At 68.7% G+C, this 25,211-nt stretch carries 22 protein-coding genes; 16 read left to right on the top strand and 6 right to left on the bottom strand.

All coding sequences use genetic code 11. The annotated features are described in order from the left end of the window. The first annotated feature begins 16 nt into the window (after positions 1 to 16). From nosZ to GQ464_RS03320, 11 genes are all read left to right on the top strand, one after another. Entirely contained in the window at positions 17 to 1,972 is a 1,956-nt protein-coding gene (gene nosZ / locus GQ464_RS03370; protein WP_166974930.1) for a Sec-dependent nitrous-oxide reductase, read from the top strand. A gap of 92 nt (positions 1,973 to 2,064) precedes the next feature. After that, positions 2,065 to 2,664, top strand: a complete 600-nt coding sequence (locus GQ464_RS03365) for a hypothetical protein (protein WP_166974934.1) — start codon at positions 2,065 to 2,067, stop codon at positions 2,662 to 2,664. Positions 2,665 to 2,666: 2 nt separating this feature from the next. Further along, on the top strand, positions 2,667 to 3,155 hold the full coding sequence (locus GQ464_RS03360) for a nitrous oxide reductase accessory protein NosL (RefSeq protein WP_166974937.1): 489 nt from the start codon (positions 2,667 to 2,669) through the stop codon (positions 3,153 to 3,155). Then, positions 3,152 to 4,411 (top strand): nitrous oxide reductase family maturation protein NosD, encoded by a 1,260-nt coding sequence (locus tag GQ464_RS03355; RefSeq protein ID WP_166974940.1) that lies wholly within the window; start codon positions 3,152 to 3,154, stop codon positions 4,409 to 4,411. Before GQ464_RS03360 ends, GQ464_RS03355 begins: the two co-directional genes overlap by 4 nt. A gap of 35 nt (positions 4,412 to 4,446) precedes the next feature. Beyond that, entirely contained in the window at positions 4,447 to 5,211 is a 765-nt protein-coding gene (locus tag GQ464_RS03350) for an ABC transporter ATP-binding protein (RefSeq protein WP_166974943.1), read from the top strand. 125 nt (positions 5,212 to 5,336) lie between these two features. After that, entirely contained in the window at positions 5,337 to 6,125 is a 789-nt protein-coding gene (locus GQ464_RS03345) for an ABC transporter permease subunit (protein ID WP_166974950.1), read from the top strand. A 156-nt stretch (positions 6,126 to 6,281) separates the two neighbouring features. Next, the gene (locus GQ464_RS03340) at positions 6,282 to 7,253 is read left to right on the top strand and encodes a universal stress protein (RefSeq protein ID WP_166974958.1); all 972 of its coding nucleotides are present in this window, start codon (positions 6,282 to 6,284) and stop codon (positions 7,251 to 7,253) included. A gap of 17 nt (positions 7,254 to 7,270) precedes the next feature. Further along, positions 7,271 to 8,209 (top strand): universal stress protein, encoded by a 939-nt coding sequence (locus tag GQ464_RS03335; RefSeq protein ID WP_166974963.1) that lies wholly within the window; start codon positions 7,271 to 7,273, stop codon positions 8,207 to 8,209. A 7-nt stretch (positions 8,210 to 8,216) separates the two neighbouring features. After that, complete coding sequence (locus GQ464_RS03330) at positions 8,217 to 9,044, top strand: energy transducer TonB (RefSeq protein ID WP_166974970.1); 828 nt, start codon at positions 8,217 to 8,219, stop codon at positions 9,042 to 9,044. A 199-nt stretch (positions 9,045 to 9,243) separates the two neighbouring features. Next, positions 9,244 to 9,960: a 6-phosphogluconolactonase gene (locus GQ464_RS03325; RefSeq protein WP_166974975.1), complete on the top strand. Its 717-nt coding sequence runs from the start codon at positions 9,244 to 9,246 to the stop codon at positions 9,958 to 9,960. Positions 9,961 to 10,041: 81 nt separating this feature from the next. Continuing rightward, a complete protein-coding gene (locus GQ464_RS03320; protein ID WP_166974980.1) occupies positions 10,042 to 11,814 on the top strand; it encodes a sodium:solute symporter family protein in 1,773 nt (590 codons plus the stop codon). Positions 11,815 to 11,856: 42 nt separating this feature from the next. Here the strand turns inward: GQ464_RS03320 and GQ464_RS03315 are convergent, their stop codons facing one another. Next, on the bottom strand, positions 11,857 to 13,014 hold the full coding sequence (locus GQ464_RS03315) for a PQQ-dependent sugar dehydrogenase (RefSeq protein ID WP_166974986.1): 1,158 nt from the start codon (positions 13,012 to 13,014) through the stop codon (positions 11,857 to 11,859). Between the two features lie 129 nt (positions 13,015 to 13,143). Here GQ464_RS03315 and GQ464_RS03310 point away from each other — a divergent pair, with 129 nt between their 5' ends. Next, on the top strand, positions 13,144 to 14,520 hold the full coding sequence (locus GQ464_RS03310; protein ID WP_228350558.1) for a family 4 glycosyl hydrolase: 1,377 nt from the start codon (positions 13,144 to 13,146) through the stop codon (positions 14,518 to 14,520). An 18-nt stretch (positions 14,521 to 14,538) separates the two neighbouring features. On the opposite strand, the gene GQ464_RS03305 is transcribed toward GQ464_RS03310, so the two are convergent. The 3 genes from GQ464_RS03305 to lnt form a co-directional block, all read right to left on the bottom strand. After that, positions 14,539 to 15,315, bottom strand: coding sequence for a type 1 glutamine amidotransferase (locus tag GQ464_RS03305; protein ID WP_228350557.1), 777 nt, complete (start codon positions 15,313 to 15,315; stop codon positions 14,539 to 14,541). Positions 15,316 to 15,391: 76 nt separating this feature from the next. Further along, positions 15,392 to 15,994, bottom strand: a complete 603-nt coding sequence (locus tag GQ464_RS03300; RefSeq protein WP_166974996.1) for a Maf family protein — start codon at positions 15,992 to 15,994, stop codon at positions 15,392 to 15,394. After that, positions 15,985 to 17,541, bottom strand: coding sequence for an apolipoprotein N-acyltransferase (lnt, locus tag GQ464_RS03295; RefSeq protein ID WP_166974999.1), 1,557 nt, complete (start codon positions 17,539 to 17,541; stop codon positions 15,985 to 15,987). Before lnt ends, GQ464_RS03300 begins: the two co-directional genes overlap by 10 nt. 101 nt (positions 17,542 to 17,642) lie before the next feature. Here lnt and GQ464_RS03290 point away from each other — a divergent pair, with 101 nt between their 5' ends. From GQ464_RS03290 to GQ464_RS03275, 4 genes are all read left to right on the top strand, one after another. Next, positions 17,643 to 18,479 carry a ParA family protein gene (locus GQ464_RS03290; RefSeq protein ID WP_166975002.1) on the top strand — a complete coding sequence of 279 codons (837 nt, stop codon included), beginning with the start codon at positions 17,643 to 17,645 and terminating at the stop codon, positions 18,477 to 18,479. Between the two features lie 18 nt (positions 18,480 to 18,497). Beyond that, positions 18,498 to 20,936 (top strand): penicillin acylase family protein, encoded by a 2,439-nt coding sequence (locus GQ464_RS03285; protein WP_166975006.1) that lies wholly within the window; start codon positions 18,498 to 18,500, stop codon positions 20,934 to 20,936. Between the two features lie 202 nt (positions 20,937 to 21,138). After that, the gene (locus GQ464_RS03280) at positions 21,139 to 22,647 is read left to right on the top strand and encodes a sodium-dependent transporter (RefSeq protein WP_166975009.1); all 1,509 of its coding nucleotides are present in this window, start codon (positions 21,139 to 21,141) and stop codon (positions 22,645 to 22,647) included. 136 nt (positions 22,648 to 22,783) lie between these two features. Beyond that, positions 22,784 to 24,382, top strand: coding sequence for a M14 family metallopeptidase (locus tag GQ464_RS03275; RefSeq protein WP_166975012.1), 1,599 nt, complete (start codon positions 22,784 to 22,786; stop codon positions 24,380 to 24,382). Positions 24,383 to 24,392: 10 nt separating this feature from the next. On the opposite strand, the gene GQ464_RS03270 is transcribed toward GQ464_RS03275, so the two are convergent. Together GQ464_RS03270 and GQ464_RS03265 are read right to left on the bottom strand one after the other, a co-directional pair. After that, entirely contained in the window at positions 24,393 to 24,614 is a 222-nt protein-coding gene (locus GQ464_RS03270; RefSeq protein WP_166975015.1) for a hypothetical protein, read from the bottom strand. Positions 24,615 to 24,721: 107 nt separating this feature from the next. After that, entirely contained in the window at positions 24,722 to 25,180 is a 459-nt protein-coding gene (locus GQ464_RS03265) for a hypothetical protein (protein ID WP_166975018.1), read from the bottom strand. Between the last annotated feature and the right edge of the window lie 31 nt (positions 25,181 to 25,211).

Below are 25,211 nucleotides of genomic sequence, written 5' to 3'. Positions count from 1 at the left end.
CAAGGAGGTGACCACCATGAACCCTACACGCATGAAACAGATCGGCTTCGGGCTGGCAACCGTCGTGCTGATCGCCGCGATCGGCGCCAGCTGTGCGGGCTCGCAGCAGGCCGGCAGCACCGACGACGCCGCCTCGAAAGTGTACGTCCCGCCGGGGCAGCACGACGAGTTCTACGCCTTCATGTCGGGCGGCTTCAGCGGCAACCTGACCGTCCACGGGCTGCCTTCGGGGCGCCTGCTCAAGACCGTCCCCGTCTTCTCGCAGTTCCCCGAGAACGGCTACGGGTACACCGAGGAGACCAGGGCGATGCTGATGACCTCGCACGGCTTCATCCCGTGGGACGACGCCCACCACCCCGAGCTCTCCCAGACCGACGGGGTGCCGGACGGGCGCTGGATCTTCATCAACGGAAACAACACCCCGCGCGTGGCCCGCATCGACCTGAGCACGTTCGAGACCGAGGAGATCGTGGAGATCCCCAACTCGGCCGGGAACCACGGCTCGCCGTTCATCACCCAGAACACCGAGTACCTGGTCGCCTCGACGCGCTTCAGCGTGCCCGTGCCGCAGCGGGACATGTCCATCGACGAGTACAAGGGCAACTTCAAGGGGATGCTGACCTTCATCAAGGCAGACACCCCCGGTGAGATGGACATCGCCTTCCAGATTCTGGTGCCGGGCTACAACTACGACCTGGCGCACGCCGGGAAAGGCCCTTCGCACGGGTGGATGTTCTTCACCTCGTACAACACCGAGGAGGCCCACACGCTGCTGGAGGTCAACGCGTCGCAGAACGACAAGGACTTCGTGGCGGCCGTCAACTGGAAGCGGGCCGAGCAGTGCATCGCCGACGGCAAGGCCCGGCAGATGGAGGCCGAGTACTACCACAACCACCTCAACGAAGCCCGCATCGCCGTCTCGGAGGTGAAGCGGAGTGTGACGGTGCTTGAGCCCGCCGATTGCGAAGGGCTGGTCTACTTCCTGCCCACGCCCAAGTCGCCCCACGGCGTCGATGTGGACCCGAGCGGGGAGTACATCGTCGCCGGCGGCAAGTTGGCCACGGTCATCCCCGTGCACTCGTTCTCGAAGATGCTCCAGGCCATCGAGGACGAGAAGTTCGAGAAGGTGGTGGACGGCATCCCGGTGCTGCAGTACGACGCCGTCATCGCCGGGGAGGTGGAGAACGCCGGTCTGGGGCCGCTCCATACCGAGTTCGACGGGAAAGGCTACGCCTACACCACGGCCTTCATCTCGTCCGAAATCGTGAAGTGGGAGCTGGGCACCTGGCAGGTGGTCGACCGCATCCCGGTCTACTATTCGGTCGGGCACCTGATGATCCCCGGTGGCGACAGCCGCAAGCCGTGGGGTAAATACCTGGTGGCCCTGAACAAGATCACGAAGGACCGCTACCTGCCCACGGGGCCGGAGCTGGCCCACGCCGCGCAGCTCATCGACATCTCGGGCGACAAGATGAAGCTCCTGCTCGACTTCCCGACGATGGGTGAGCCGCACTACGCCCAGGGGATCCACGCCGACCTCATCAAGCCGCGGCAGGTGCAGTTCTACCAGCTGCAGGACAACAAGCATCCGTACGCCGTCAAGAGCGAGGCCGAGACCCGCGTGGAACGCGACGGCAACACGGTGCACGTGTATATGTCCACCATCCGTACCCACTTCTCGCCCGACAACATCGAGGGCATCCAGGTGGGCGATGAGGTCTACTTCCACGTGACGAACCTGGAGCAGGACTGGGACGTGCCGCACGGCTTCGCCGTCATCGGCGCCAACAACGCGGAGCTGCTCATCATGCCGGGTGAGACGCGTACGCTCAAGTGGGTGCCCAGGCGGGCCGGCGTCTTCCCCTTCTACTGCACGGACTTCTGCTCGGCGCTCCACCAGGAGATGCAGGGCTACATCCGGGTCTCGCCGCGCGGGGCCAACGTGCCGCTGGCCTACAGCACGGGCCAATGACGTAGTGAGGGCCGCGAGGGGCCGGGGGCGCTGCCCATGCCGACGGCGCCCCCGGCTTCCGGCCCTCATGCTTTATGAATGAGGTGATTCTCATGACCACCCGATCCCGCATCCTGCTGGCCGTGGCCGCGCTGTCGCTGGTCCTGATGTACGTCTTCCCGATCTGGACCATCTCCCTCGACGCCCCGCAGTACCCGGAAGGCATCGGGATGTACATCGAGATCAACACCATCACCGGCCATAAGCCGAACGACCTGAACAACATCAACGGGCTCAACCACTACATCGGCATGAAGCGGATCGTGCCCGAGTCGATCCCGGAACTCAAGCTGATGCCCTGGCTCATCGGGGGTCTGGTCGTGTTCGGGCTCGCCGCGGCGCTCTCGGGCAAGCGCTGGATGCTCTACACCTGGACCGTCGCCTTCCTCGTGCTCGCCATCGCCGGGCTGGTGGACTTCTACCTGTGGGGCTACGACTACGGCCACAACCTGGACCCCACGGCGGCCATCAAGGTGCCGGGCATGGCCTACCAGCCGCCCGTCATCGGCACCAAGAAGCTGCTCAACTTCACGGCCCACTCCTGGCCCGCGCTGGGAGGCTGGATCGCCTTCCTGTCTCTGGGCCTGGGGGTGATCCTCTCGTACGCTGAATGGCGTCGGGCCAAACGCTCGAACCACACGGTAGCCGCCTGACCATGCGACGCATCCGCTTCCATATCGTGCTGGGGCTGTGCATGCTGGCCTTGTCCGCCTGCACCCCGAAGCCGGAGCCCATCCGGTACGGGGAGGAGCGCGGGGCCTACTGCATGATGAACATCGCCGACGAACGCTTCGGCGCCGAGCTGGTGACCACGAAAGGCAAGGTTTACAAGTTCGACTCGATCGAATGCCTGGCCGGCTTCCTCCTCGAGGAGCGCGTGGCCGCCGGGGAGGTCCACTCGCTCTGGGTGACCGACTTCGCGCATCCGCCCACGCTGATCCGAGCCGAGGAGGCGCACTTCCTGCACAGCCCCAACGTGCACAGCCCCATGGGGATGAACCTGGCCGCCCTCGCCACGCGGGAGGACCTCGCGGCCGTCCGTGCCGAGGTGGGCGGTGAGGTGCTCACCTGGGACGAGGTGCTCGCGCTCGTCCGGCAGGAGCGGCCCGGCCATCCCGCCCACGATCCCACCGCCATGCCATGAAAAAGACGCTGACCCTGCTCGTGCTCGTGCTGGGCCTCGCCGCGTCGGCAGCGGCCCGGCAGGTGGTCGTCTCTCCGGAGGGGCCGGTGCGGACGCTCACGGAGGCACTGGCCCGGGCCGGCGCCGGCGAGCGGATCGTGGTGCGGGCCGGCATCTACCGCGAGCCCACGCTGGTGGTGGACAGGCCGCTGACGCTCGAAGCCGAAGGCGAGGTCGTCCTCGACGGGCAGGGCGAGCGGCAGATCATGACCGTCACGGCCGATGATGTCACCATCCGCGGCTTCACGTTCCGCAACGTCGGGGTCAGCTATGTGGAGGACCGGGCCGGGGTGAAGGTCGACGGCGGGATGCGCTGCGTGATCGAAAACAACCGCTTCGAGAACACCTTCTTCGCCATCTACATCGCCAGGTCGGCCGGGTGCCGCGTCGCCGGCAACCAGATCCGGGGCAACTATACGCGCGAGGCGGCCTCGGGCAACGGCATCCACCTCTGGTATTCCAGAGACGTCGTCATCGAGAACAACCGGATCCACGGGCAGCGCGACGGGATCTACTTCGAGTTCGTCGAGGATACCGTGGTGCGGGGCAACGAGAGCTTCGAGAACCTGCGCTACGGCCTCCACTTCATGTTCTCGGACCGGTGCCGCTACGAGGGGAACACGTTCCGGGTGAACCGGGCGGGGGTGGCGGTGATGTACTCGCGTAACGTGGAGATGACGGGCAACCGGTTCGTGGACAACTGGGGCAGCGCCGCGTTCGGGCTGCTGATGAAGGACATCCGCGACAGCCGGGTGGAGGCCAACCGGTTCGTGCGTAACACCGTGGGGCTCTATGCCGAGGGGATGAACCGCACCGACGTGCGGGCCAACGACTTCGTGGAAAATGGCTGGGCCGTCAAGATCCTGGCCAACAGCCTGGACAACCGCTTCCGGGAGAACAACTTCGTGGGCAATGCCTTCGACGTGGCGACGAACAGCCGGGCCTCCTACAGCACCTTCACGGCCAACTACTGGGACCGCTACGAGGGCTACGATCTGGACCGCGACGGGGTGGGGGATGTGCCGTTCCGCCCGGTGCGGCTGTTCTCGCTGATCGTGGAGCAGAACGAGCCGGCGCTGATCCTCTTGCGGAGCTTCTTCATCGACTTGCTCGACGCCGCCGAGCGGGTGCTGCCCGTGCTCACGCCCGAGGCGCTCCTCGACGAGGCGCCGCAGATGAAGCCCTACCCCCGGTCGCCCCTCGTGGCCGGGCGATGACGCGGCTTTTTACCACCGCAAGCGACGAGGACGTCATGATCGAGATCAGAGGACTGGTAAAACGTTTCGGGACGCGGGAGGTGCTCCGGGGGGTGACCGCGCAGATCCGTCCCGGCCGGGTGACGGCCGTGGTGGGGCCCAACGGCGCCGGCAAGACGACGCTGATCAAGTGCCTGCTGGGGCTCGTCCGGCCCGACGACGGGCAGGTCCGGATCGACGGCAAGGCCCTCAACGGCGACTGGGCCTACCGCGCCCACATCGGCTATATGCCCCAGGCCGCCCGCTTCCCCGAGAACCTGATGCCCCGGGAGCTGATCGCCCTCCACAAGGACCTGCGCGTCCAGCCGGACCGGCTCGACGAGACGCTGCTGCATGACCTGGACCTGGGCCCCGAGCTGGACAAGCCGATGCGGACCCTCTCGGGCGGGACGCGCCAGAAGGTGAGCGCCGTGCTGGCCTTCCTCTTCGACCCCCGCCTCCTGATCCTCGACGAGCCCAGCGCCGGCCTCGACCCCATCGCCAGCAGCCGCCTCAAGGACAAGATCCTGGCGGCCCGCGACGCGGGCAAGACGGTGGTGCTCACCTCGCACATCATGAGCGAGATCGAAGAGCTCTGCGACGACATCATCTTCCTGCTGGAAGGGCGCATCGACTACGCGGGGCCGGTACGGGCGCTCATCGAGCAAACGGGTGAGTGGCGGCTGGAGCGGGCCATCGCCCGGCTGCTCGAAGGAGGGCGCGCGGGAACGCTCCGCGTGGTGAAAGCCGCCGGGGCTGACGTGCTGGTGTCTACCGCCTGACGGGCGCCGTTCCAGGTTACACGTTCAAGGTTTTTGGACGACGGCGTTCAACGTGAAACGTGTAACCTGGAACGCCAAACCCCCGATCTTCCAATTTGCAATTTGCAATCTTCAACCCCAGAGCCATGCACACGGCCGCCAAGATCATCAAATACGAGCTCCACGACGTGGTCCGGAGCAAGTGGGTCGCCTTCTACGGGGTCTTTTTCCTCCTGCTCACCGAAGGGCTGCTCCGGTTTGGTGGGGGCGAGGCCAAGGCGCTGCTCAGCCTCGTCAACGTGGTGCTCATGCTGATTCCGCTGGTGGGGGTGCTCTTCGGGGCCATGTACCTCTACAACGCCCGCGAGTTCATCGAGATGTTGCTGGCCCAGCCCGTCGACCGCCGGTCGCTCTTCGGCGGGATGTACCTGGGGCTGGCCCTGCCGCTGGCGCTGGGCTTTGCCGTGGGGGTCGGGGTGCCGTTCGCCGTGCGGGGCGGGGCCGGGGCCGCCGGCTCCGCCCTGGCGCTGCTGCTGGCGCTGGGCGTCGGCCTCACGTTCATCTTCGTGGCCCTGGCGTTCCTGCTGGCCCTCGGCTTCGAGGACCGGGTCAAAGGGCTGGGGGCGGCCGTGCTGGTCTGGCTGGGCTTCACGGTGCTCTACGACGGCGGGGTGCTGCTCTTCCTGTCCCTGTTTGCCGGCTACCCCCTGGAGACGCCCGTGCTGGCCCTGATGCTGCTCAACCCGGTGGACCTGGCCCGGGTGGCCCTGCTGATGAGCTTCGATGTGGCCGCCCTGATGGGGTACACCGGGGCCCTTTTCCAGCGCTTCTTCGGCGGCACGGCCGGCCCGCTGGTGGCGGCGGGGATGTTGCTGCTCTGGCTGATCGCGCCCTTTCTGGCCGGCCTGCGCTGCTTCGTGCGTAGAGATTTTTGAGGTCGCACCGGCCTGCACGTCGGGTATTCCCTTACAGGATGAGTAGGGATCGTCCCACAGGTCTGTGCGATCCTGCCCGTCAATGGCCGGCCGTGCGCTTCCGTAAGTTTCGGGTGAACATCATGCCGGGGTTCATCAGAAACACGGGGGGGCGCCATGTGGCACGTCAAAAACATACTCGTCGCGGAAGATTTTTCGCCGTCCTCGGAGGCGGCGCTGGTGCGGGCGCTCGAGCTGGCCGGGCGCACCGGTGCGGCGCTGCACGTGCTTCACGTGCAGGTGCTCTACGACGACACCCTCGGTTCGCCTGCCGGGCCGGCCGAGCACGAGCAGCGGATCCGGGCACGGTTACGGGAACGGCTGGAGGCGGTCGCCGGGCAGGCGGGGCTTGATCCGGGCACCGTGCCGCCGGTGACCTTTGCCCTCCGGCGGGCGGTGGCGCCGGCGCCGGAGATCCTGGACTATGTGGCCGGGCACGGCGTGGAGGTCGTGGTCATGGGGACGCACGGGCGGCGCGGGTTGAAGCACCTGCTCCTTGGCAGCGTCGCCCAGGAGGTGGTGCGCCTCTCGCCCGTGCCGGTGCTGACCGTGCGGCCGGGGACGGTCGAAGGGCCGGTGCGTTCGATCCTGGCGCCGGTGGACTTTTCCCGGCACGCGCAGGAGGCCCTGCGGTATGCCCGGACGCTGGCCGACCTGTACGGGGCCTGCCTCGACGTGCTGCATGTCATCGAAGAACCGGTGTATCCGGCCTTCTACCATGCCGGTGTCTTCTCGGTGTACGATGCCGAACCGGAGATCGAGGGGCAGGCCTACCGGCACCTGAAACAATTTTACGCCCGGACCTGCGGGGTCGATCGCGGGGTCACCTTCCACGTCCGCACCGGGCACGCCGCCACCGAGATCGCCCGTTTTGCCGGGGAGCGGGGCAGCGACCTGATCGTCCTGGCCACGCACGGCCTCACCGGGCTGGCCCACCTGCTCCTTGGCAGCGTCGCCGAGCGGGTGGTGCGCCTGGCGCCGTGCCCCGTTTTCACCGTGAAGAGCTTCGGCGGGGCGCAATCCCGGGAGACGCAGGCGACGAGGGCCGTGGCCTCCGGCCGGCGGATGGCGGGAAATCCCACAGCGTGAGGAAGGAGGGAAACGTTATGCTTGTGATCCGGAAAATACTCGTTCCGACGGACTATTCGACCTGTGCCGAGGGGGCTTTCATGCACGCGCTCCATCTGGCCCGGCACTACGGAGCCGAGGTACACCTGCTGCATGTGGTGGAAGGCCCGCCCGGCTTCGAAGCGGACCGTTTCCCGGGGGGGGACTATCTGCCGGAATCGCTCCGGGCCGTTCCCGCGATGGAGGCGCCGCCGGCGGAGGAGGTGGAGCGCTGGAACGGGATCACGATCCGGCGTCTTCGGGAGCACAACACCGAGCCCACGGCGGCGATCCTGGCCTATGGCCGGCAGCACGATGTCGACCTGATCGTCATGGGCACGCACGGCAACCGCAGCATGAGCCGTTTTCTCAGTGATCTCGAGGATCACTGGCTCATCGGGTTGACGGCAGAGCAGGTGATCAAGCTGGCGGACCGGCCCGTGTTCACCGTGGGGCCGCGCAGCAGCCGGATGCCCGAGCTGGTCCGGCACCTGCTCGTGCCGGTGGATTTCTCACCCTTTGCCCGGCGCACGATCGCGTATGCACGGGATCTGGCCGGGCACTACGAGGCACAGCTCCACTTCCTGCACGTCGTCGAGGAGGGGCTGCCGGCGGATCGGGAGCCGCTTGCGGCGCGACTCCGGCAGTGGGCGGCATCGCCGGGCGGGGAGCCGCCGGCCGCTTCGTTCCTCGTGCGCACGGGGGACCCGGCAGCCGTCATCCTGGAGGAAGCCGCCGGCCTGGATCAGGGCATGATCGTGCTGAGCTCCCACGGCCGGAAAGGGCTCGAACACCATCAGCTGGGCACCGAGGCGGAACGGGTCGTGCGGGCCGCTCCCTGGCCGGTGTTTCTGGACAGGGCTGCTGGTAAATCGCTCCTGGAGGTTCCCGCCGGAGGCGAATACCAGGAATCCTTTTTCGACCGCCTAAAAACGTGACCGGACCATGAAAACGCTCCTGCATCCGACCGTCAGGCGTCCCCGGCGCCGCTCGTCCGGGCGGGAACGCCGGGAGGCGGAGGCACGCCGGAAGCGGCAGGGGTCGCTGAGCGCCCCGGTGCCTCCGCCCGTGCCGCGGCGCAAGCCCTACAAGTACCCGCATGCCGACCTGCACCGGAACTACCGGCTCTTCATTCAGCTCGGCCTTATCTTGTCGCTGGCGATCCTGGTCGTTCTCGTGCGCCTGCCGGTGCGGCCGGCGTCCCCGGCGCTCGACATCGAGCTGCAGGAGCAGGAGGTGGTGCAGATCGAGGATATCCAGCAGACCCGGCAGCAGGACGTGCCGCCGCCGCCCCCGCGCCCGCCGGTGCCCGTCGAGGTGCCGGACGATGTGGTGCTCGATGAGACGATGGAGCTCGATCTGGATGCCACGCTCGACCTGGACGAGCCCCTCACGGCCATGCCGCCTCCGCCACCGCCGCCGGCGGGTGAGGCGCCGGTCGAAGAGGAAGAGCCGGAGATCTTCGTCGTGGTGGAAGAGATGCCCGAGATCATCGGCGGCACGGCGAAGCTCTACGAATACCTCGAGTATCCGGAGCTCGCCCGGCAGGCCGGCCTGGAAGGGATGGTGGTCGTGCAGATCGTCGTCGAGCCGGACGGCACGCCGTCGCAGCCGACCGTGGCCCGTTCGGCCGGCCGGGTGCTCGACGAGGCGGCCATCGCGGCGGTCATGAAGCTGCGCTTCAGGCCCGGCCGCCAGCGGGGAACGCCCGTGCGGGTGCGCATGGCCATCCCGATCCGGTTCACGTTGCGTACGGCGAAGCAGCCGGGGTGAGCCGAGCCGGGCAGGGAAGATTGCCGTACCATTGCACAAGATGCGGGTGCTGGCGGATTTTTCGGAGGATGCTGCCGCCGTGCCGGCGTGGGCGGTCGGTCCGGCCTCTCGTCCCGTGGAGGAGGTGCTGGTCCGGAGCCCGTACTTCTGACGGGCCGGCCCGTCTTGAGACCGGGGGTGGCACAACAGCCCTACCGATATGATGCGGTTCGAACGCTTTGCCGATGCCGAGACGCTGAGCCGGCACGTGGCCGCCGAGGTGGTTGCCGCGGTGCGAGCCCGGCCGGACCTGCTCCTTTGCCCGGCCACCGGGGCAACGCCCCGCCGCACGTATGCCCTGCTGGCCGAGCAGGCCCGCCACGACCCCGGGCTTTTTGCGCGCCTGCGCCTGGTGCAGCTCGACGAGTGGGGTGGCCTGCCGGAAGGCCATCCGGCCTCGTGCACCGCCGCACTCCGGCGCGCCCTGCTCGATCCGCTCGGCGTCGGGCCGGACCGCTTCCTCGGGTGGCAGGGCGTGGAGGCCGATCCGGCGGGTGTCTGTGCGGCGCTCTCGCGGCGGCTGGCCGAAGAAGGCCCCATCGACCTGTGCCTGCTCGGCCTGGGCTTGAACGGGCATCTCGGTTTCCTGGAACCGGCCAACTGGCTCCCGCTGAAAGCCCATCGGGCCGTGCTCAGCGCCGCCACGCGCGGCCACGGCATGGTGGCGCACCTGCCCGACCCCCCGGATCACGGCTGGACGCTCGGCCTCGGCGAGATCATGGCGGCCCGCCGCATCCTCCTGCTCGTCACCGGCACCCACAAGCAGGCCGTGCTCCGGCGTCTCCGGCGGGAACGGGTCTCCACCCACCTGCCGGCCTCTTTCCTGCACCTCCATCCCGACGCCACCTGCCTCTTCGACGTCGCAGCCGGTCGCTGAGCGCTGGCACGCCGGCACCGGTTTGCCTATCTTCGGGCGACCCGTTTCCTCCCGTGTCCCGGCAAACCGGCCGGCAGGCGCATGCGACTTCTTCCGCTGGACTGGGTGGTCATCGCCCTCTACGGGGGCATCACCGTGGCCCTGGGGCTGTGGTTCACCCGGCGGGCCGGCCAGAGCATCGAGGACTACTTCGTGGCCGGGCGGACGCTGCCCTGGTGGCTGGCCGGCACCTCCATCGCCGCCACCTGGTTCGCCTCCGATGCCCCGCTGGCGGCGGCCTCACTCGTGCGGCAGCAGGGTATCTACGGCAACTGGCTCTGGTGGTACGAAGCCGCCGGCGTGATGCTGCTCGTCTTCTTCTTCGCCCGCCTCTGGCGGCGCGCCGAGGTCATCACCGACGCCGAGTTCATCGAGTTGCGCTATGACGGGCCTTCGGCCTCCGTGCTGCGTGCCTTCACGGCCGTCTACCAGGGCATCCTGCGCAACTGCGTGGTGATGGGCTGGGTGATGCTGGCCATGGTCAAGTTCAGCCAGGTGCTGCTCGGCTGGGGGCCGGTGCTCACGCTGGGCGTGTGTGTGGCGCTGGCCCTGCTCTACACCGTGGCCTCGGGGCTCTGGGGCGTGGTGATGACGGACCTGCTCCAGTTCGTCACCGGCATCACCGGCTCGCTCATCCTGGCCGGGATCGTCGTCTACGAGCTGGGCGGCCCGGCCGAGATGGCCCGGCAGATCGCCGCCCTCCCGGAAGCGCCGGCGGGCACGCTCGACCTGGTACCGAACCCCGCCCACCTCAGTCCCCTGGAGTTCGTTTCCTACCTCTGCCTGATCCTGGTGCTCTGGACCCGCAGCGGGCACGACGGCTACATCGCCCAGCGCCTCTTCGCCACACGGGACGACCGGCAGGCCACGCTCACCGCCCTCTGGTTCTGCTTCGCCGGCACGCTCATGACCTGGCCCTGGATCGTCGCCGGGCTGGGCTCGCTCGTGGTCTTTCCCCCCGGTGGGCCGGAGGCGGCGCTGGCGGCCGACCCCGAGCTGGCCTATCCCATGATGATCGCCGAGATGATGCCGACGGGGCTGCGCGGGCTGCTCGTGGCGGCGTTTCTGGCGGCCTTCATGAGCACCATGGACACCCACCTGTGCTGGGGGGCCTCGTACCTGGTCACGGACGTGTACAAGCGCTTCCTCCGGCGTGAGGCCTCCAGCCGGCACTACGTGCTGGCCTCCCGCCTGGCCGTGCTCGTGCTGGTTCTGCTGGCGGCGCTGGCGGCCTGGCAGATGGAATCCATCGAGCGGGCGTGGATCTACATCATCGAGCTGACGGCCGGGATGGCGATGGTGCTGCTGCTGCGGTGGTACTGGTGGCGCGTCAACGCCTGGGCCGAGATCAGCGCCATGGTGGGCTCGGTCCTCATCGCCAACGGGCTGCTGCTGGCCCGGGGACTGGACGCCCTCGGCCTGATGCCCGCCCCGCTCCTGGATGTGCTGGTCCTCTTCTACGGCGCCGAATACAACTTCATCCGCTCCGTCGTCATCCTGCTCGTCTGCACCCTGATCTGGGTGACGGTCACGTTGCACACCCGGCCCGTCTCCGAGGAGAAGCTGGTGGCCTTCTATCGCAGGGTGCGGCCCGGCGGCTGGTGGGGACCTGTCGCCGCCCGCTGCCCGGACGTGCCGGCGGATACCGGGGCCGGGGCGAAATGGCTCGGCTGGTTCCTCGGCGTGCTGTTCATCTATGCGGGCCTGCTGGGGGTGGGGCAACTGGTCCTGGGTCACACGGCCGCCGGTCTGCTGCTCGTCGGGCTTTCCCTGGCCTGTGCCCTGGGCACCCTCCGCCTGGCGAATTCGGGGTGACGCATCGAGCGGCCCGGCGGAGCCCCCTTCCGGCCCCGGGCTTCAACCGTCGTACCGGATCCGGTAGACGCGGCCCTGGAAGATGTCGGTGAAGTAAAGGTGGCCGTCCGGCCCCTCGACGACGTCGAGCGGGTTGCCCTGGCCGGGGAAGTCGTAGACGGCGAAGTCTTCGATGACGGGTGGCTCTGCGCCCGTGTCGACGGTCACGATGCGTTTGGCGCGGGGGCTGGGGCCGGTCGAGAAGGTGTCGCCGAAGAGGACGAGGAAGAGGCGGCCCCGGTAGGGGGGTGGGAAGGTCGTGCCCCGGTAGAACGTGAGGCCGTTGGGGGAGACGATCTCGGTCCAGGTGTGGATCGGGTCGATGAAGCGGGGATCTCCGGCGGGGCCGAGGGCAACGGGCCAGCCGTAGTTGCCGCCGGCCTCAATGCGGTTCAGCTCGTCGTTGAAGCTGGGGCCGTTGTCCGGGGCAAAGAGTCGGCCCGTGCCGTCGAAGGCCAGGTCGAAGGCGTTGCGGAGGCCGAGGGCATAGGGGAGCCGGCCCGGGAAGGGGTTGTCCGGCGGGACGGAGCCGTCCGGGTTCATGCGCAGGATCTTGCCGGTGAGGGCGGTCGTGTCCTGCGCGGCTTCCTGCAGGTAGGCGTCGCCCACCGAGACGTAGAGCTTGCCGTCGGGGCCGAAGGCCAGGCTCTGGATCTGGTGGCCCGGCGCCGCCGGGATGCCGTCGAGCAGGACGGTGAAGCCGGTGCCGCGGCCGTCGACCTCGCGGAACCGGGCCACGGCGCCCCGGTTGGTGCCGTCGTCGAGGCGGACGGCGTAGGTGACGTAGACGAAGCCGTTCGTCCGGAAATCCGGGTCGAAGGCGAGGCCGATGAGGCCGTTCTCGCCGGCCACGGGAAAGCCGCCGCTGACGTTCGTGGCTACCTCGGCGAACGGTTCCGGCAGCAGGGCGTCGTCCCGGATGACGCGGATGCGCCCCGTCTGGAGTTCATTGACGAAGAGCCGGCCCGAGCCGTCCGGCGCGAAGGCCAGCGACGTCGGCAGGGCAAGGCCCTCCGCCACGATCTCCACGCGAAACCCCTCGGGCACCGAGATCGGTACCGACGGCGGCGGGGGATCCGGGGGCGCCGGATTGCTCCCGTCGCAGCCGGTGAGCAGGACGAAGGCAAGAAGGGCCGGGCACAGGCGGAACGGGAGCGGCATGACGGCTTTTCCTGTACGGTCGTCGACGGGGGAAAAATCTACAATAATCCGCCAATCTTCCAGTCCGCAATCGCTAATCTTTGGCTCGCAATCCCCACACCGCAAAGCAAACACCACGTTTCCATGCCGTTGAAAGTCGTTCTTGTCGGAGCCGGGAGCCGGGAGTTCGGGCCGGCCACGATCCGCGACCTGCTTTTGAGTGACGTGCTGTGCGCGCACGGCCTCGAGATCGTCCTCATGGATCGTTGCCCGGATGCGTTGCCCGAGCGGCAGCGATATGCGGAGGCGGTGGCTGGCCGGCTCGGGCGGCGCCCGGCCCCGTCCGTGCGCTGGACCACCGACCTGCGCGAGGCGCTCGACGGCGCCGATGCCGTCGTCACGGCCATCGAAGTCAACCGCTATTTTTACTGGGCGCAGGATTTCCACGTCCCTCGCAAGTACGGTTTCCGGCAGGTGTACGGGGAGAACGGCGGGCCGGGGGGGCTTTTTCATGCCCTTCGCAACATGGGGCCGATGCTCGAGATTGCCCGGGCGATGGAGCAATGCTGTCCCGGGGCCTGGTTGCTCAACTACACCAACCCGCTCACGAAGCTGTGTGAGGCCCTCACGCGGCTGACGTCCGTGCGCGTCGTCGGGCTGTGTCATGGCGTCTTCCAGGGCATGCAGCAGGTAGCCCGCCTGCTCGAACTCGACGTGCACGACCTCGACGCAAAGGCTTCCGGCCTGAACCACTTCACCTGGTTCCAGTCGCTTCGTCACCGGACCACGGGGGAGGACCTCTACCCCCGGCTCCGGGAGCGGGAACGGGCGGCGCACTGGCTGGCGGAGTGGGACGAGATCGCCCTCAGCCGCATCCTGTTTCGCGTCTTCGGCCTCTATCCCTCGCCCGGTGCCAACCACATCGGTGAGTACCTGGGCTGGGCGCACGATTTTCTCGCCAGCAGCCTGCTTCAGTTCTTCTACGATCCGCTGGAGGGCCATCCGTGGGAGACGGGCCGGGTGCCGACCTGGATCTACAACCTGGACGAGCATCCCACCGGTGTGCCGCTCTTTCCCGGGCGCCCGCTGCCGCGCGTGAAGCCGGACCGGGAGGAGCGCTCCGGAGCGGCGGAGGGGGCGATTGTGCCTTCGGGCGAGCTGGCTATTCCGATTCTGGAAGGGGTCTTCTGCGGCGAGGAGCGGGCACTCGACGCCGTCAACGTGCCGAACGCGGGGTACGTCCCCGGCCTGCCCGAGGGGGCCGTGGTAGAGGTGCCCGCCCGCGCCGGCGCCGGCGGCGTCCATCCCGAGGCCATGCCACCGCTCCCGGAAGGCATCCTGGCGCTGCTGCGGGCGCAGGTGAGCATCAACCGGTTGCTCGTCGAGGCGTACGCGGAGGGGTCGAGGCGCAAGCTGCTCCAGGCTCTCCTGCTCGACCCCACCTGCCCCTCGTACCGGGCCGCCGTGCAACTGGTGGACGAGATGTGCAGGCTCCAGCAGGACGTGCTGCCGCCGCTGGCGTGGTGAAGGCCAAGCCGCGGGAGGCTAGGTCGGCTGTTGCGGTCCGGCCGGGTGGTTTTCGGGGCGGGCGACGAAGGTCGTCAGAAAGTCGTGCAGGAGGTGATCCACCTCGGTGGTTTCGGCGAGGCTGTCGAGGACGTGCTGGAAGGCCGCCTCGTCGGGCATCTCGTTCAGGTAATAGGCACGGTAGCGGATGAGCCGTTCGCGTTCGCGGCGGGCGTCGAGCTCGCTGTGGAACTGGGTGCCGTAGATGGGCAGGTCTTCCATGCGGAAGGCCTGGTTGGGCTGGGTGGCGCTGTAGGCGAGCTCGACGGCGCCTTCGGGCAGGACGCTGACGCGGTCGTGGTGGCCCATGTTGGCACGGAAGGCGGGCGGAAACGTGCGGAAGAGCGGATCCCGCCGCCCGGCTTCCGTCAGCATGACGGGATGGCATCCCAGCTCGGCCCGTGCGTGGTCGTGTATGACCGTACCGCCATAGGCCCGGGCGAGGATCTGATGCCCCCAGCACGAGCCGAAGGTGGGGAAGCCGCGTGCCCGCAGGAGCCGGCAGAGCGCCAGCAGATCGTCCATCCAGGGGTAGTCCTGCGTGGCCGAGAACTCGCCGGCCCCGCCGATCATCACGGCATGAACCCCGTCGAGCAGGCCTTCGTGAAGGCGATCCCGGACGACGTTGGCCGTCACGAGCTGTTCCGGGCGGAGGCGGCATCGTTCGAGGAAGCATTCCTGTTCCTGTCGCTCGATGTCGGCGGTGCCGCGTGCCTGGATCAGCAACACCCGGATATGTTCGAAAGGGGGAGACAAGCGGTGCGGGCAGAGGCGTGTTTCGGGTTCGGGTTTTGTCCGGCTACCGGTAGCGGGGCGATGCCGTTTTTCGCGTTCAATCCGGGTTTTCCTCCATCAGGTCGGCGAATTCGGTACGCAGGACCCGGTAGAGCCGGTGCAGGGGCAGGCCCATGACGGTGAAGAAGTCGCCTTCTATGCGGGGGATGAAGAGGGCGCCGTGGTCGTCCTGGATGCCGTAGGCGCCGGCCTTGTCCAGGGGGGAGCCGGTGGCCACGTAGGCGGCGATCTCGTCGTCGGTCAGCGGGGCGAACGTGACGCGGGTGGCCTCGAAAGCCGTCACGTTGCGGTTCGAGGCGGGATGCACGAGTGCGATGCCGGTGTAGACCGTGTGCGTGTTGCCGCTGAGCCGGCGGAGCATGGCGTGGGCTTCGGCGGCGTCGGCGGGTTTGCCGAGCACTTCGCCGTCGAGCACCACGATGGTGTCGGCGCCGAGGGTCAGCGCATCCGGGTAGGCGGGCGCCACGGCTTCGGCCTTTTCCCGCGCCAGCGCCTGCACGACCGTCTCCGGCGAGACGCCTTCCGGGACGACCTCCTCGGTGTCGCTGGGCCGGACGACGAACCGCAGGCCGAGTTGTTCGAGGAGCCGCCGTCGCCGGGGTGAGGACGAGGCGAGCACGAGCAGGGGTTTCAGGTGCATGAACCGCTTTCGGGTCGGGTTGGAGGTTGGGAGCCCGCACGCCGGGCCGCGTACACGCTGCGGGCGGTGACGAGGAGGGCGGCGAGCAGGGCCAGGCCGGTGAGCCAGTCACCGTGGCGGCTGTAGAACGTCGTGGGGGTGAGGACCGGCACGTGGGCGAGGCGGGCGGCCCGCTCCATCCATCCGAGTTCGAAGGCGGAGGTGCCGTCCGGGAGCAGGAGCGCCGTGACGCCGCTGACGCTCACCTGCACGACGGCCCGGCGCGTTTCGATGGCCCGGAGGCGGGTCAGCGCCAGGTGCTGGCGGTAGCCGGGGGTGCGTCCCCACCAGCCGTCCTGGGTGAGCGTTGCCAGAAAGTCCGCCCCTTGTTCGATGTAGGGGCGGGGGTGGTTCCCGAAGGCGCTCTCGAAGCAGATGAGCACGCCGACGGAGAGGCGGCCGGCCCGCAGGGGAGCCTGCCGGTTGCCGGGTTCGTAGCCTGCGACGCCGCCGGCGGGCACGGACAGCGCCCCCAGGGCGGGCAGCACATCGACGAACGGGACGCGCTCGGCGAACGGGACGAGGCGGTGCTTGTCGTACCGGTCCGTGGTACCGTCCGGGCGGAACAGCAGGGCGGTGTTCCGGTAGGTGCCCCCGGGCGTGCGGGTGACGGCACCGGTGAGCAGGGGCACGCCCCACCGTGCGACCTGGTCCCGGAGACGCGCCTCGACGCGGCCGGGGGCGGAGACGGGCGGGAGCGGGAGGGCCGTCTCCGGCCAGACGAGCAGGTGGGGGCGGGCGGGTGCGACCTGCAGGAAGGTGACGGTCTGATGGACGAGGGTGTCGATGCGCGTCAGGTCATGGACGTCGGCCCAGGCTTTGGGGCCGAGGGCCGGCTGTACCACCCCGACGGGCAGCCGGTCCTCGGGGGGCGGCAGGCTTGCCCGGCGCCAGGCCCCGTAGGCGAGGGGGAGGGCCAGGAGCACGAGCAGGGAAAGGGCCGGCCCGCGTGCGGACGAGCGCCGGGGAGCCCGCACCAGGGCCAGCACGGCGAGGTTCAACAGCCAGATCCAGAGCGTCAGGCCCGGCACGCCCGTCAGGTCGGCGAACTGGTTGAAGTGCAGCGCCTCGGCCTGGGTGTGGCCCAGCAGCGGCCACGGAAACGCGAGCGGTCCCCGGCTCAGCCCGCCTTCCATCACCAGGTAGAACGTCGTCAGGGCGAGGAGGCCCACCGCGTGACCCAGCCGCCGGCGCACGAGCGCCGCCGCCCCGAAGGGCAGGGCCATCACGAGCGGGAGGGCCAGCAGCGGGGTCAGCGAGGCCAGTGCCGCCTGCGGCAGGGCATGGCACAGCGGCCAGAAGAACGCTACGGCGAACGTCACCAGGAAGGCCAGGTAGGCTTCGAGCAGGAGGGCCCCGGCCGAGGGGGCCCGCTCCCACCGGTGCAGCAGCGGTACCAGTGCGACCCAGGCCAGGAACGGAAAAGGGTAGGGCGGGAAGCTCAGGCCCAGCCCGAGACCGCTCAGGAGCACCGGCCGCCAGGCCACCGCATGGGGCAGGAAACGCATTGCCGTTGGGCCGCGGGACACGGCCGGAGGTTCTTCATTTGACAGATGTGCGGCCACAGGGTAATTTGCGGCGGCGCAATCCTTTCGTCAACCGGAAACGTATGATCGTCCTTGCCGTCTGCAACCACAAGGGGGGATCGGGGAAGACCACCTCTACGATCAACGTGGCGGCCGCGCTGGGCCTGAGCGGCTTCCGAACCCTTGTCATCGACCTCGACCCGCAGGGCTTTCTCACCCGCATGGTCGGGCTGCCGGAACCGCCGGAGGCGAACTCCTCGCTCGTGCTCTTCGACCCGCAGGTGCGCCTGGCGGAGGTGCCGGTGCAGCCCCGGAAGAACTTCGACGTGCTGCCCGCCTCCAGCACCCTTTCCAAGATCATGCGCCGGCTCAACCAGCCGACGGACGTGCTCTGGGTTAAGGAAGCCCTCGAACAGGCGCCATTGCCCTACGACGCCGTCCTCTTCGACACGGCCGCGGCCATCACCGTCTTCAGCCTCAACGCGCTCGTGGCCAGCCGGCACGTGCTCATTCCCGTCATGCCCGAGTACCAGCCCGTGCTCGGGGCCGAGCAGACGTTTCAAACGGTCATGATGGTGCGGGACAAACTCAACCCGACGCTCAACCTGCCCTTCTTCCTTTTCACGATGGTCGATGCCCGCAAGCGGAACCATCACGCCTACCGGCGCTACCTGCGCCAGCGCTACGGCGACCAGGTCATGTCGTCCATCATCCGCACGAGCACGACGCTCTCGGTCACGCACAACGACGGGACCACGGTCTTCGACCATGAGCCGCACGGACGCGGAGCCCGCGACTACGCCAACGCGACGGACGAGCTGCTGCGCCGGATCGCGCCGGAACGCATGGACCGGGCGGTGTCCATGCTTTCCCGGGAGGGGGGACGCGGCCCCTGGAAATCCATCACCCACCTGGGTTGACGTGGTGTGACGTGGCCGATGAAACCTGTCCTTCGCCTGCTCCTCGTTGTCCTCCTTGCGGCCGGGTTCGTCTATCTGCTGCAGGCCCCGCCGGCCGGCCTGCCGCCTCCGGGTCCCCTGCTCGACCCGCTCGATGGCCTCTACCGCACCGCACGCCGGGCTGTCGCGCCTTTTGAAGGGACGCTCGCGATCCCGGCGCTGGAGCACCCCGTCACCGTCGTCCGGGACGCGCGCGGCGTCCCTCATATCTTCGCCGAAACGGACCGGGACGCTGTCATCGCCCACGGCTATGTGACCGCGCAGGACCGGCTCTTCCAGCTCGACTTCATCCCCCGCGTGGCCTCCGGGCGTCTGTCGGAAGCGTTCGGCCCCGCCTCGGTCGCGGCGGACCGTTTCCTCCGGCGCACCGGGATGGAGTGGGGGGCCCGGCAGGCGCTGCGTGAGATCGAGGCCCGGGGCGGGGTCGAGTACGACCTCCTGCGCTGGTATGCCGAGGGCGTCAACGCCTACCTCGACGGCCTCCACGAACGCGACCTGCCCTTCGAGTTTCGCCTGCTCGGATACCGGCCGGACCGCTACGCACCCATCCAGGCCATCCGGCTCCTGCAGTACATGAACTACGACCTCTCGTACCGGACCGATGACCCCGGCTACGCCGCCCTGCAGGACGAGATGGATCCGGCAGAGTATGCCCGGCTCTATCCCCGGCACGCGACGCTCTACCGGCCCATCGTACCCGGGCCCGACGCAGCGGACGCCCGGCCGGCACACGGGCCGGTGCCGGCGCACGTGCGCGCCGCCGTGACCACGCTGGCACGGATGGAGGCGATGCGGAAAAGCCTCGCGGGCACACTCGGCGAGGGGTTCGTTGAAGGGAAAGGGTCGAACAACTGGGCGGTGAACGGGGCGCGTTCGGCCACAGGGGCCCCGATCCTGGCCGGGGACATGCACCTGGCCCTCACCCTGCCGGCCATCTGGTACGAGGTGCATCTGGTTACCCCCTCGATGAACACCTACGGTGTGGCCGTGCCGGGGGCGCCGCTACCCGTCGAGGCCTTCAACGACCACGTCGGCTGGGCCTTCACGAACACCGGGGCGGACCAGATCGACCACTACGCCCTGGACCTCGACAGCACGCGCACGCACTACCGCTTCGAGGGGACGATGCGGCCGCTGGAGGTGGTGCTCGATACGATCCACGTCAAAGGGGCTCCGCCGGTCGTGGATACGCTCTACTACGCCCACTGGGGACCGGTGACGATGGACGACGACGGAGCCGTGGCGATCCGCTGGACGGCGCATACGCCCGGTCATACGCTCGGCGCCCTCTGGGGCATGAACCGTGCTCGCGACCTGGCCTCCTTCGAGGCGGCCCTCCGGCAGTGGGATACCCCCATGCAGAACATCCTTTATGCCGGCACCGACGGCAATATCGCCATCCGCTCGACGGGCTATCTGCCCGTGCGACGGGCCGGGCACGGCATCGGTCTGCTCGACGGCTCCACCCGGGCCTATGCGTGGACCGGGCGCGTGCCGTTCGAGGAACTGCCCTATGCCGTCAACCCTCCCCGGGGCTACCTGACCTCGACGAACCAGCAGCCCGCCGGGCCCGAATACCCCCATTACCTGGGGCACGACTGGCGCTCGGCCTATCGCTCGCTCCGCATCGACACGCTCCTGCGCGGCAAGCCGTCGCACACCGTCGAAGACCTGATGCGCTACCAGGCCGACGTCCACGCGGTCCAGCGCGACCTCTTCGTGCCCCTGCTGGACACCCTCGCGGGCCTGGCGCCGCGCGCCGACACCCTCCGCGCAATGCTCGCCGCCTGGGACGGCAACACCACCGTAGACCGGCCCGAGCCCCTCGTGCTCGACGTCTTCCTCGATCACCTGCGCCGCCTGGCCTGGGACGAGCCGGTCTTCCGGAAGCATCGCCGGCCCGCCGAGACACGCCTCTACCTGCTCCTCACCGGAGATCCGCAAGCCCACTGGCTGGATGTGCAGGCCACGCCCGAACGGGAAGACGCCGCCGGGCTGTTGCGCCTGGCCCTGGACAGCACCGCCGCCACACTCGCACGAGACTACGGCTGGAACCCGGAGCGCTGGCGCTGGGGCGACCACCACCGTGTCGTCTTCCGCCACCTGCTCCAGAACGAGACCCTGCAAGTCCTCGGGCGCGGTCCCTTCCCCTATCCCGGCTTTGCCGAGACCCTCTCGCCGGCCGGTGGCCGCCTGACCACCCACAGCGCCAGCTGGCGCGTCGTCGTCGATTTCTCCCGGACGCCGCCCGCCGGCTACGGCGTCTACCCGGGCGGCCAGAGCGGTAACCCGTTCAGCCCGCACTACGACGCCTTCCTCGAGGACTACGTCGCCTTCCGTCATTATCCGTTGAACAAGCCGTCCCGCCCCGAAGAACTCGAAGGCGGCACCCGGATGCGGCTGGTGCCGGGAAGGTGAGGCCCCGGGTTTCGAAAGAAGACGGGGTGCGCTATCTTCTTCGCGCCGTGCCGGTGCCGGGAAAACGTGGCGTGGGGAACGGTGTCCGGCTGTCCGGAGGAGAGCCGCAGAGACGCCGGGATACGCGGCCGGTGCCGCATGACGCCGGCCGAGGGCCCGGGCGAAAACGCACAACGTTTCAACGTGCAACGCATAGACGCGCATGGCCAACACGAATGACCAGCGGTTTTCCTCCCGGCTGGGGCTGATCCTCAGCGTGCTCGGCATCGCCGTCGGCACGGGTAACATCTGGCGGTTTCCGCGCATTGCGGCCACCAACAGCGGCGACACCGGCGCGGGGGCTTTTCTGGTGGCCTGGGTCATCTTCCTTTTTGCCTGGAGCATCCCGCTGATCATCGCCGAATATGCGCTTGGGCGCAAGGGGCGGATGGGGGTCGTCGGCACGTTCGCACGGGTGGCCGGGGAGCGCTTCGCCTGGATGGGCGCCTTCGTCGGTTTCGTCGCCACGGCCATCATGTTCTACTATTCGGTGGTGGCCGGGTGGTGCGTCTTCTACTTCATCGAGGTGCTCACAAATCCCCTGCCGCTGACGACCGGAGCGGCCCAGGGCGTCTGGGACGGCTTTCAGGCGGGCGGCTGGCCCGTGGCGTTCCACGCGCTGGCGATGGGCCTCGGGGTGCTCGCCGTGTGGAAGGGGGTGGCCTCCATCGAACGGGTGAACAAGGTGCTCATCCCGACGCTTTTCGCCATCGTGCTCGTGGCCCTGGGCCGGACGCTCACCCTCGACGGCGCCTTCGACGGCGTCCGGTTCCTGTTCACCCCGGAATGGGCCACGCTGGCCCGGCCGCGCATCTGGCTCGAAGCGCTCACGCAGAACGCCTGGGATACCGGGGCGGGATGGGGGCTCATCCTTACCTACGGGGCCTACATGCAGGCCCGGCATGGCGTCGTCAAGAACGCCTTCATCACGGGGATCGGCAACAACACCGTCTCGCTGCTGGCGGCGATCATCATCTTCGGCACCGTCTTCGCTATCCTGGGAACGCAGATGTCCCAGGCCGAGGTGCTGGAGGTGATGAAGACCAGCGGCCCCGCCGCGACCGGGCTGACCTTCATCTGGATGCCCCAGCTCTTTGCGAAGATGCCGGCCGGGAGCCTCTTTGCCGTGCTCTTCTTCCTGGGCCTCTCGTTTGCCGCGTTCAGCTCGCTCATCTCGATGATCGAACTGGCCACGCGCGTCGTCGTGGATCTGGGCTGGCAGCGGCGGCATGCGCTTGCCCTCGTGGGGGGGATGGGGTTCGTGCTCGGGCTGCCGTCGGCCGTTCATCTGGGCTTCTTCGAAAACCAGGACTTCGTCTGGGGGGTGGCGCTGATGATCTCGGGGGCGTTCGTGGCCTTCGCCGTCATCCGCTACGGCCCGGCCCGTTTCCGCCGCGACGTGGTCGACAACCTGCCGGGGGACTGGAATGCGGGGCCGCTCTGGGATCGCCTCATCACGTTCGTCATCCCGCCGCTGGCGGTGGTTCTGCTCGCATGGTGGCTTTCCCTCTCGGCCACCGTCTATGCACCCGACAGCTGGTACGACCCGACCAGCCCGTTCAGCGTGATGACCTGTGTGGTGCAGTGGGGCGGGGTGCTCCTGCTGCTGCTGCTGCTCAACCGCTGGCTCGCCCGCCGGACACTCGCCACCCCGGTCGCGGCGGCCGACTGATGGGTGCGCGGGAAGGGGTCTTGTGGAAAAACGACGGCACGACGTCACGCGGGAGCATGAATCCGGTTGAAGGACATTCGACCGCGGGTCGAGGGGGCACGCAACGGCTGTCAGAGGAATCGAATCGATGTGCGGAATGCGACGTGAAAGATGGTATGGGGCGGGGTGGTGGCTGATCGGATGGCTGGCCGTGGCCGGGGCCCGGGCGCAGCCGGTGGACCTGTCGTTTCTCCAGACGCGGGCCGAGGCGACCGGCTATGAGGAAACCACCCGCTACGACGAGTTGATGGGATTTCTCGACGTGCTCGACCGGGCCTCGCCCCGGTTGCACCTGACCCGCTTCGGCTACACGACGGAGGGACGGGCGTTGCCGCTGATGGTCTACGGTGCGCCGGAAGGAGCCGGTCCCGGGGCCGTCCGCCGCACGGGCAAGACGCGGGTCTTCGTGATGGCGAACATCCATGCCGGGGAGGTCTGCGGCAAGGAGGCCATGCTGATGTTGCTGCGTTCCCTGGCGGCCGGCCGGTACGCCCGCTGGGCCGACTCGCTCGTTGTGATGGTGGCGCCGATCTATAACGCCGACGGCAACGAGCGCGTCAACCTCTTCAACCGGCCCCGGCAGCACGGTCCCGTCGGCGGGATGGGGCAGCGCCCGAACGCCCAGGGACTCGACCTCAACCGGGACCACGTCAAGCTCGACAGCCCCGAAGCCCGCTCACTCGTTCGCCTGCTCAACGACTACGACCCCCACGTCGTCGTCGACCTGCATACGACCAACGGCACCGTCCACGCCTACCACCTGACCTACGCCCCGCCACTCCATCCCAACACCGACGCCGGCATCGTCGCGCTGCTGCGCAACGTGTGGCTGCCCGAGGTCACGGACATCGTCCGCGAGAAATACGGGTGGGATTTTTACTATTACGGCAACCTGCCGTCGCCGGGGAGTGAGAGGGCGCGTGGGTGGTACACGTTCGACCACCGGCCCCGCTTCAGTACCAACTACGCCGGCCTGCGCAACCGTTTCGCCATTCTGAGCGAGGCCTATGCCTATGCGACGTTCGAGGAGCGGGTGCAGGCCACGCTCCGTTTCGTCGAGGAGGTCCTGCACTTCGCTTACGCCAACGCGACGGTCATCCGGAAGCGGACGGCGGCGGCTGATGCCGGGGTGGTGGTGGGCCGGCCCCTGGCGCTCACGGCCCGGCCCGCCCCTTCCGCTGAACCCGTCGAAATCCTGCTGGGTGCGGTTGCCGAGGAGCAGAACCCGTACTCCGGAGCGGTGATGCTTCGCCGCAGGGATGTGCGCCGGCCCGAGCGGATGACCGAGTACGGGACGTTCGTGCCCGTCGAGACGGTGCCGGCGCCGGCGGCCTACGTCGTGCCGGCCTCGCTTGCGGCGGTGCGAGACCGCCTCCAGGCCCACGGCATCCGGTTCACCGTGCTGGGGACGGAGCGTCCCGCCACCGTCGAACGGTTCCGCATCGATTCGGTGCACGTGGCGGAACGCCCGTACCAGAACCGGCATCTGCGCACCCTTTACGGCGGCTACGAGCCGGCCGAGACGACGCTTCCGGCGGGTGCCCTCGTCGTCCCCGTCGATCAGCCGCTGGGGCGCCTGGCCTTCACCCTGCTCGAACCCCGCTCCGACGATGGCCTGGCCACTTGGGGCCTGCTCGACGAAGCCCTCGAGGGGGCGACTTACTATCCCATCCTGCGGCTTCCGGCGGGCGAGTGAGGCCGCCGTCTCAATCGAAGTCGGAACACGACATGAAGTAGTGGCAGCGCGGGCAGCGGTATTTGCAGCCCTGGTTGTGCAACCGCGCGCCGCAGTTGGGGCAGTAGTCCCAGTAGGCACAGGCGACGGAGGAGGCGGTCGCCGGCGTCGAAGGCGGTGCCGGCGGCGTCTCGAAGAGCTCCAGTTGCGGGCGTGGAGCCGGGCGGGGGCGCTGGCGGGAAGAGTCGCTCACGGCGTGGTGGTTGAAGTCCGGGTCGTTCCGGGATTGCGGGTTTCGTGAGGGCGTTGACTGCTACGGCCCGCGCATCCCGGCGGCGCCGGTGCGGGCGGCCCGTCGAATCAGCCGTTGCGGGCTTCCTGCAGGGCGGCCAGGAGGTCGTCGTGTTCGGGCCACCGGTCGAACGGCAGCGTGTACGGCGTGTAGCCCAGGGTAACCTGCAGGGCGTCCGGGGTGAGGCGCAGGTCCAGGATGCGGAACCAGGCGGGCGGCTCGTTGCGGGCGCACGCCCACACAGTGCGCACGGCCGCCGCCCCCGGTACGACCTGCACCTCGGCCGGCAGGGCACGCAGCCGAAAGTGCGTCCAGAGCATCGCCACGGCCAGGGCGGCGGGAAAGCCCCGGGTCAGGTAGGCCAGGGCGGGAGCTTCCTGCAGCACGGCCAGCAGGGCCCCGACCATCACCGGCAGGACGCAGGCACCCAGCGGCCGGACGAGCGCCCGCCCGTAGACCAGCGTTGCCGGCGCCGTCCCCGGATGCAGCGTGCTCCGAAAGATACGCGGGGCCGGAGGACGGTTCATCGCCGTTGTCGTTGCGCACGGAGGCCGCCGG

Origin of the sequence: Rhodocaloribacter litoris (genome assembly GCF_011682235.2) — a bacterium.
GTDB classification, from domain to species: Bacteria; Bacteroidota; Rhodothermia; order Rhodothermales; family ISCAR-4553; genus Rhodocaloribacter; species Rhodocaloribacter litoris.
This window is presented reverse-complemented; position numbering and strand designations above follow the sequence as displayed.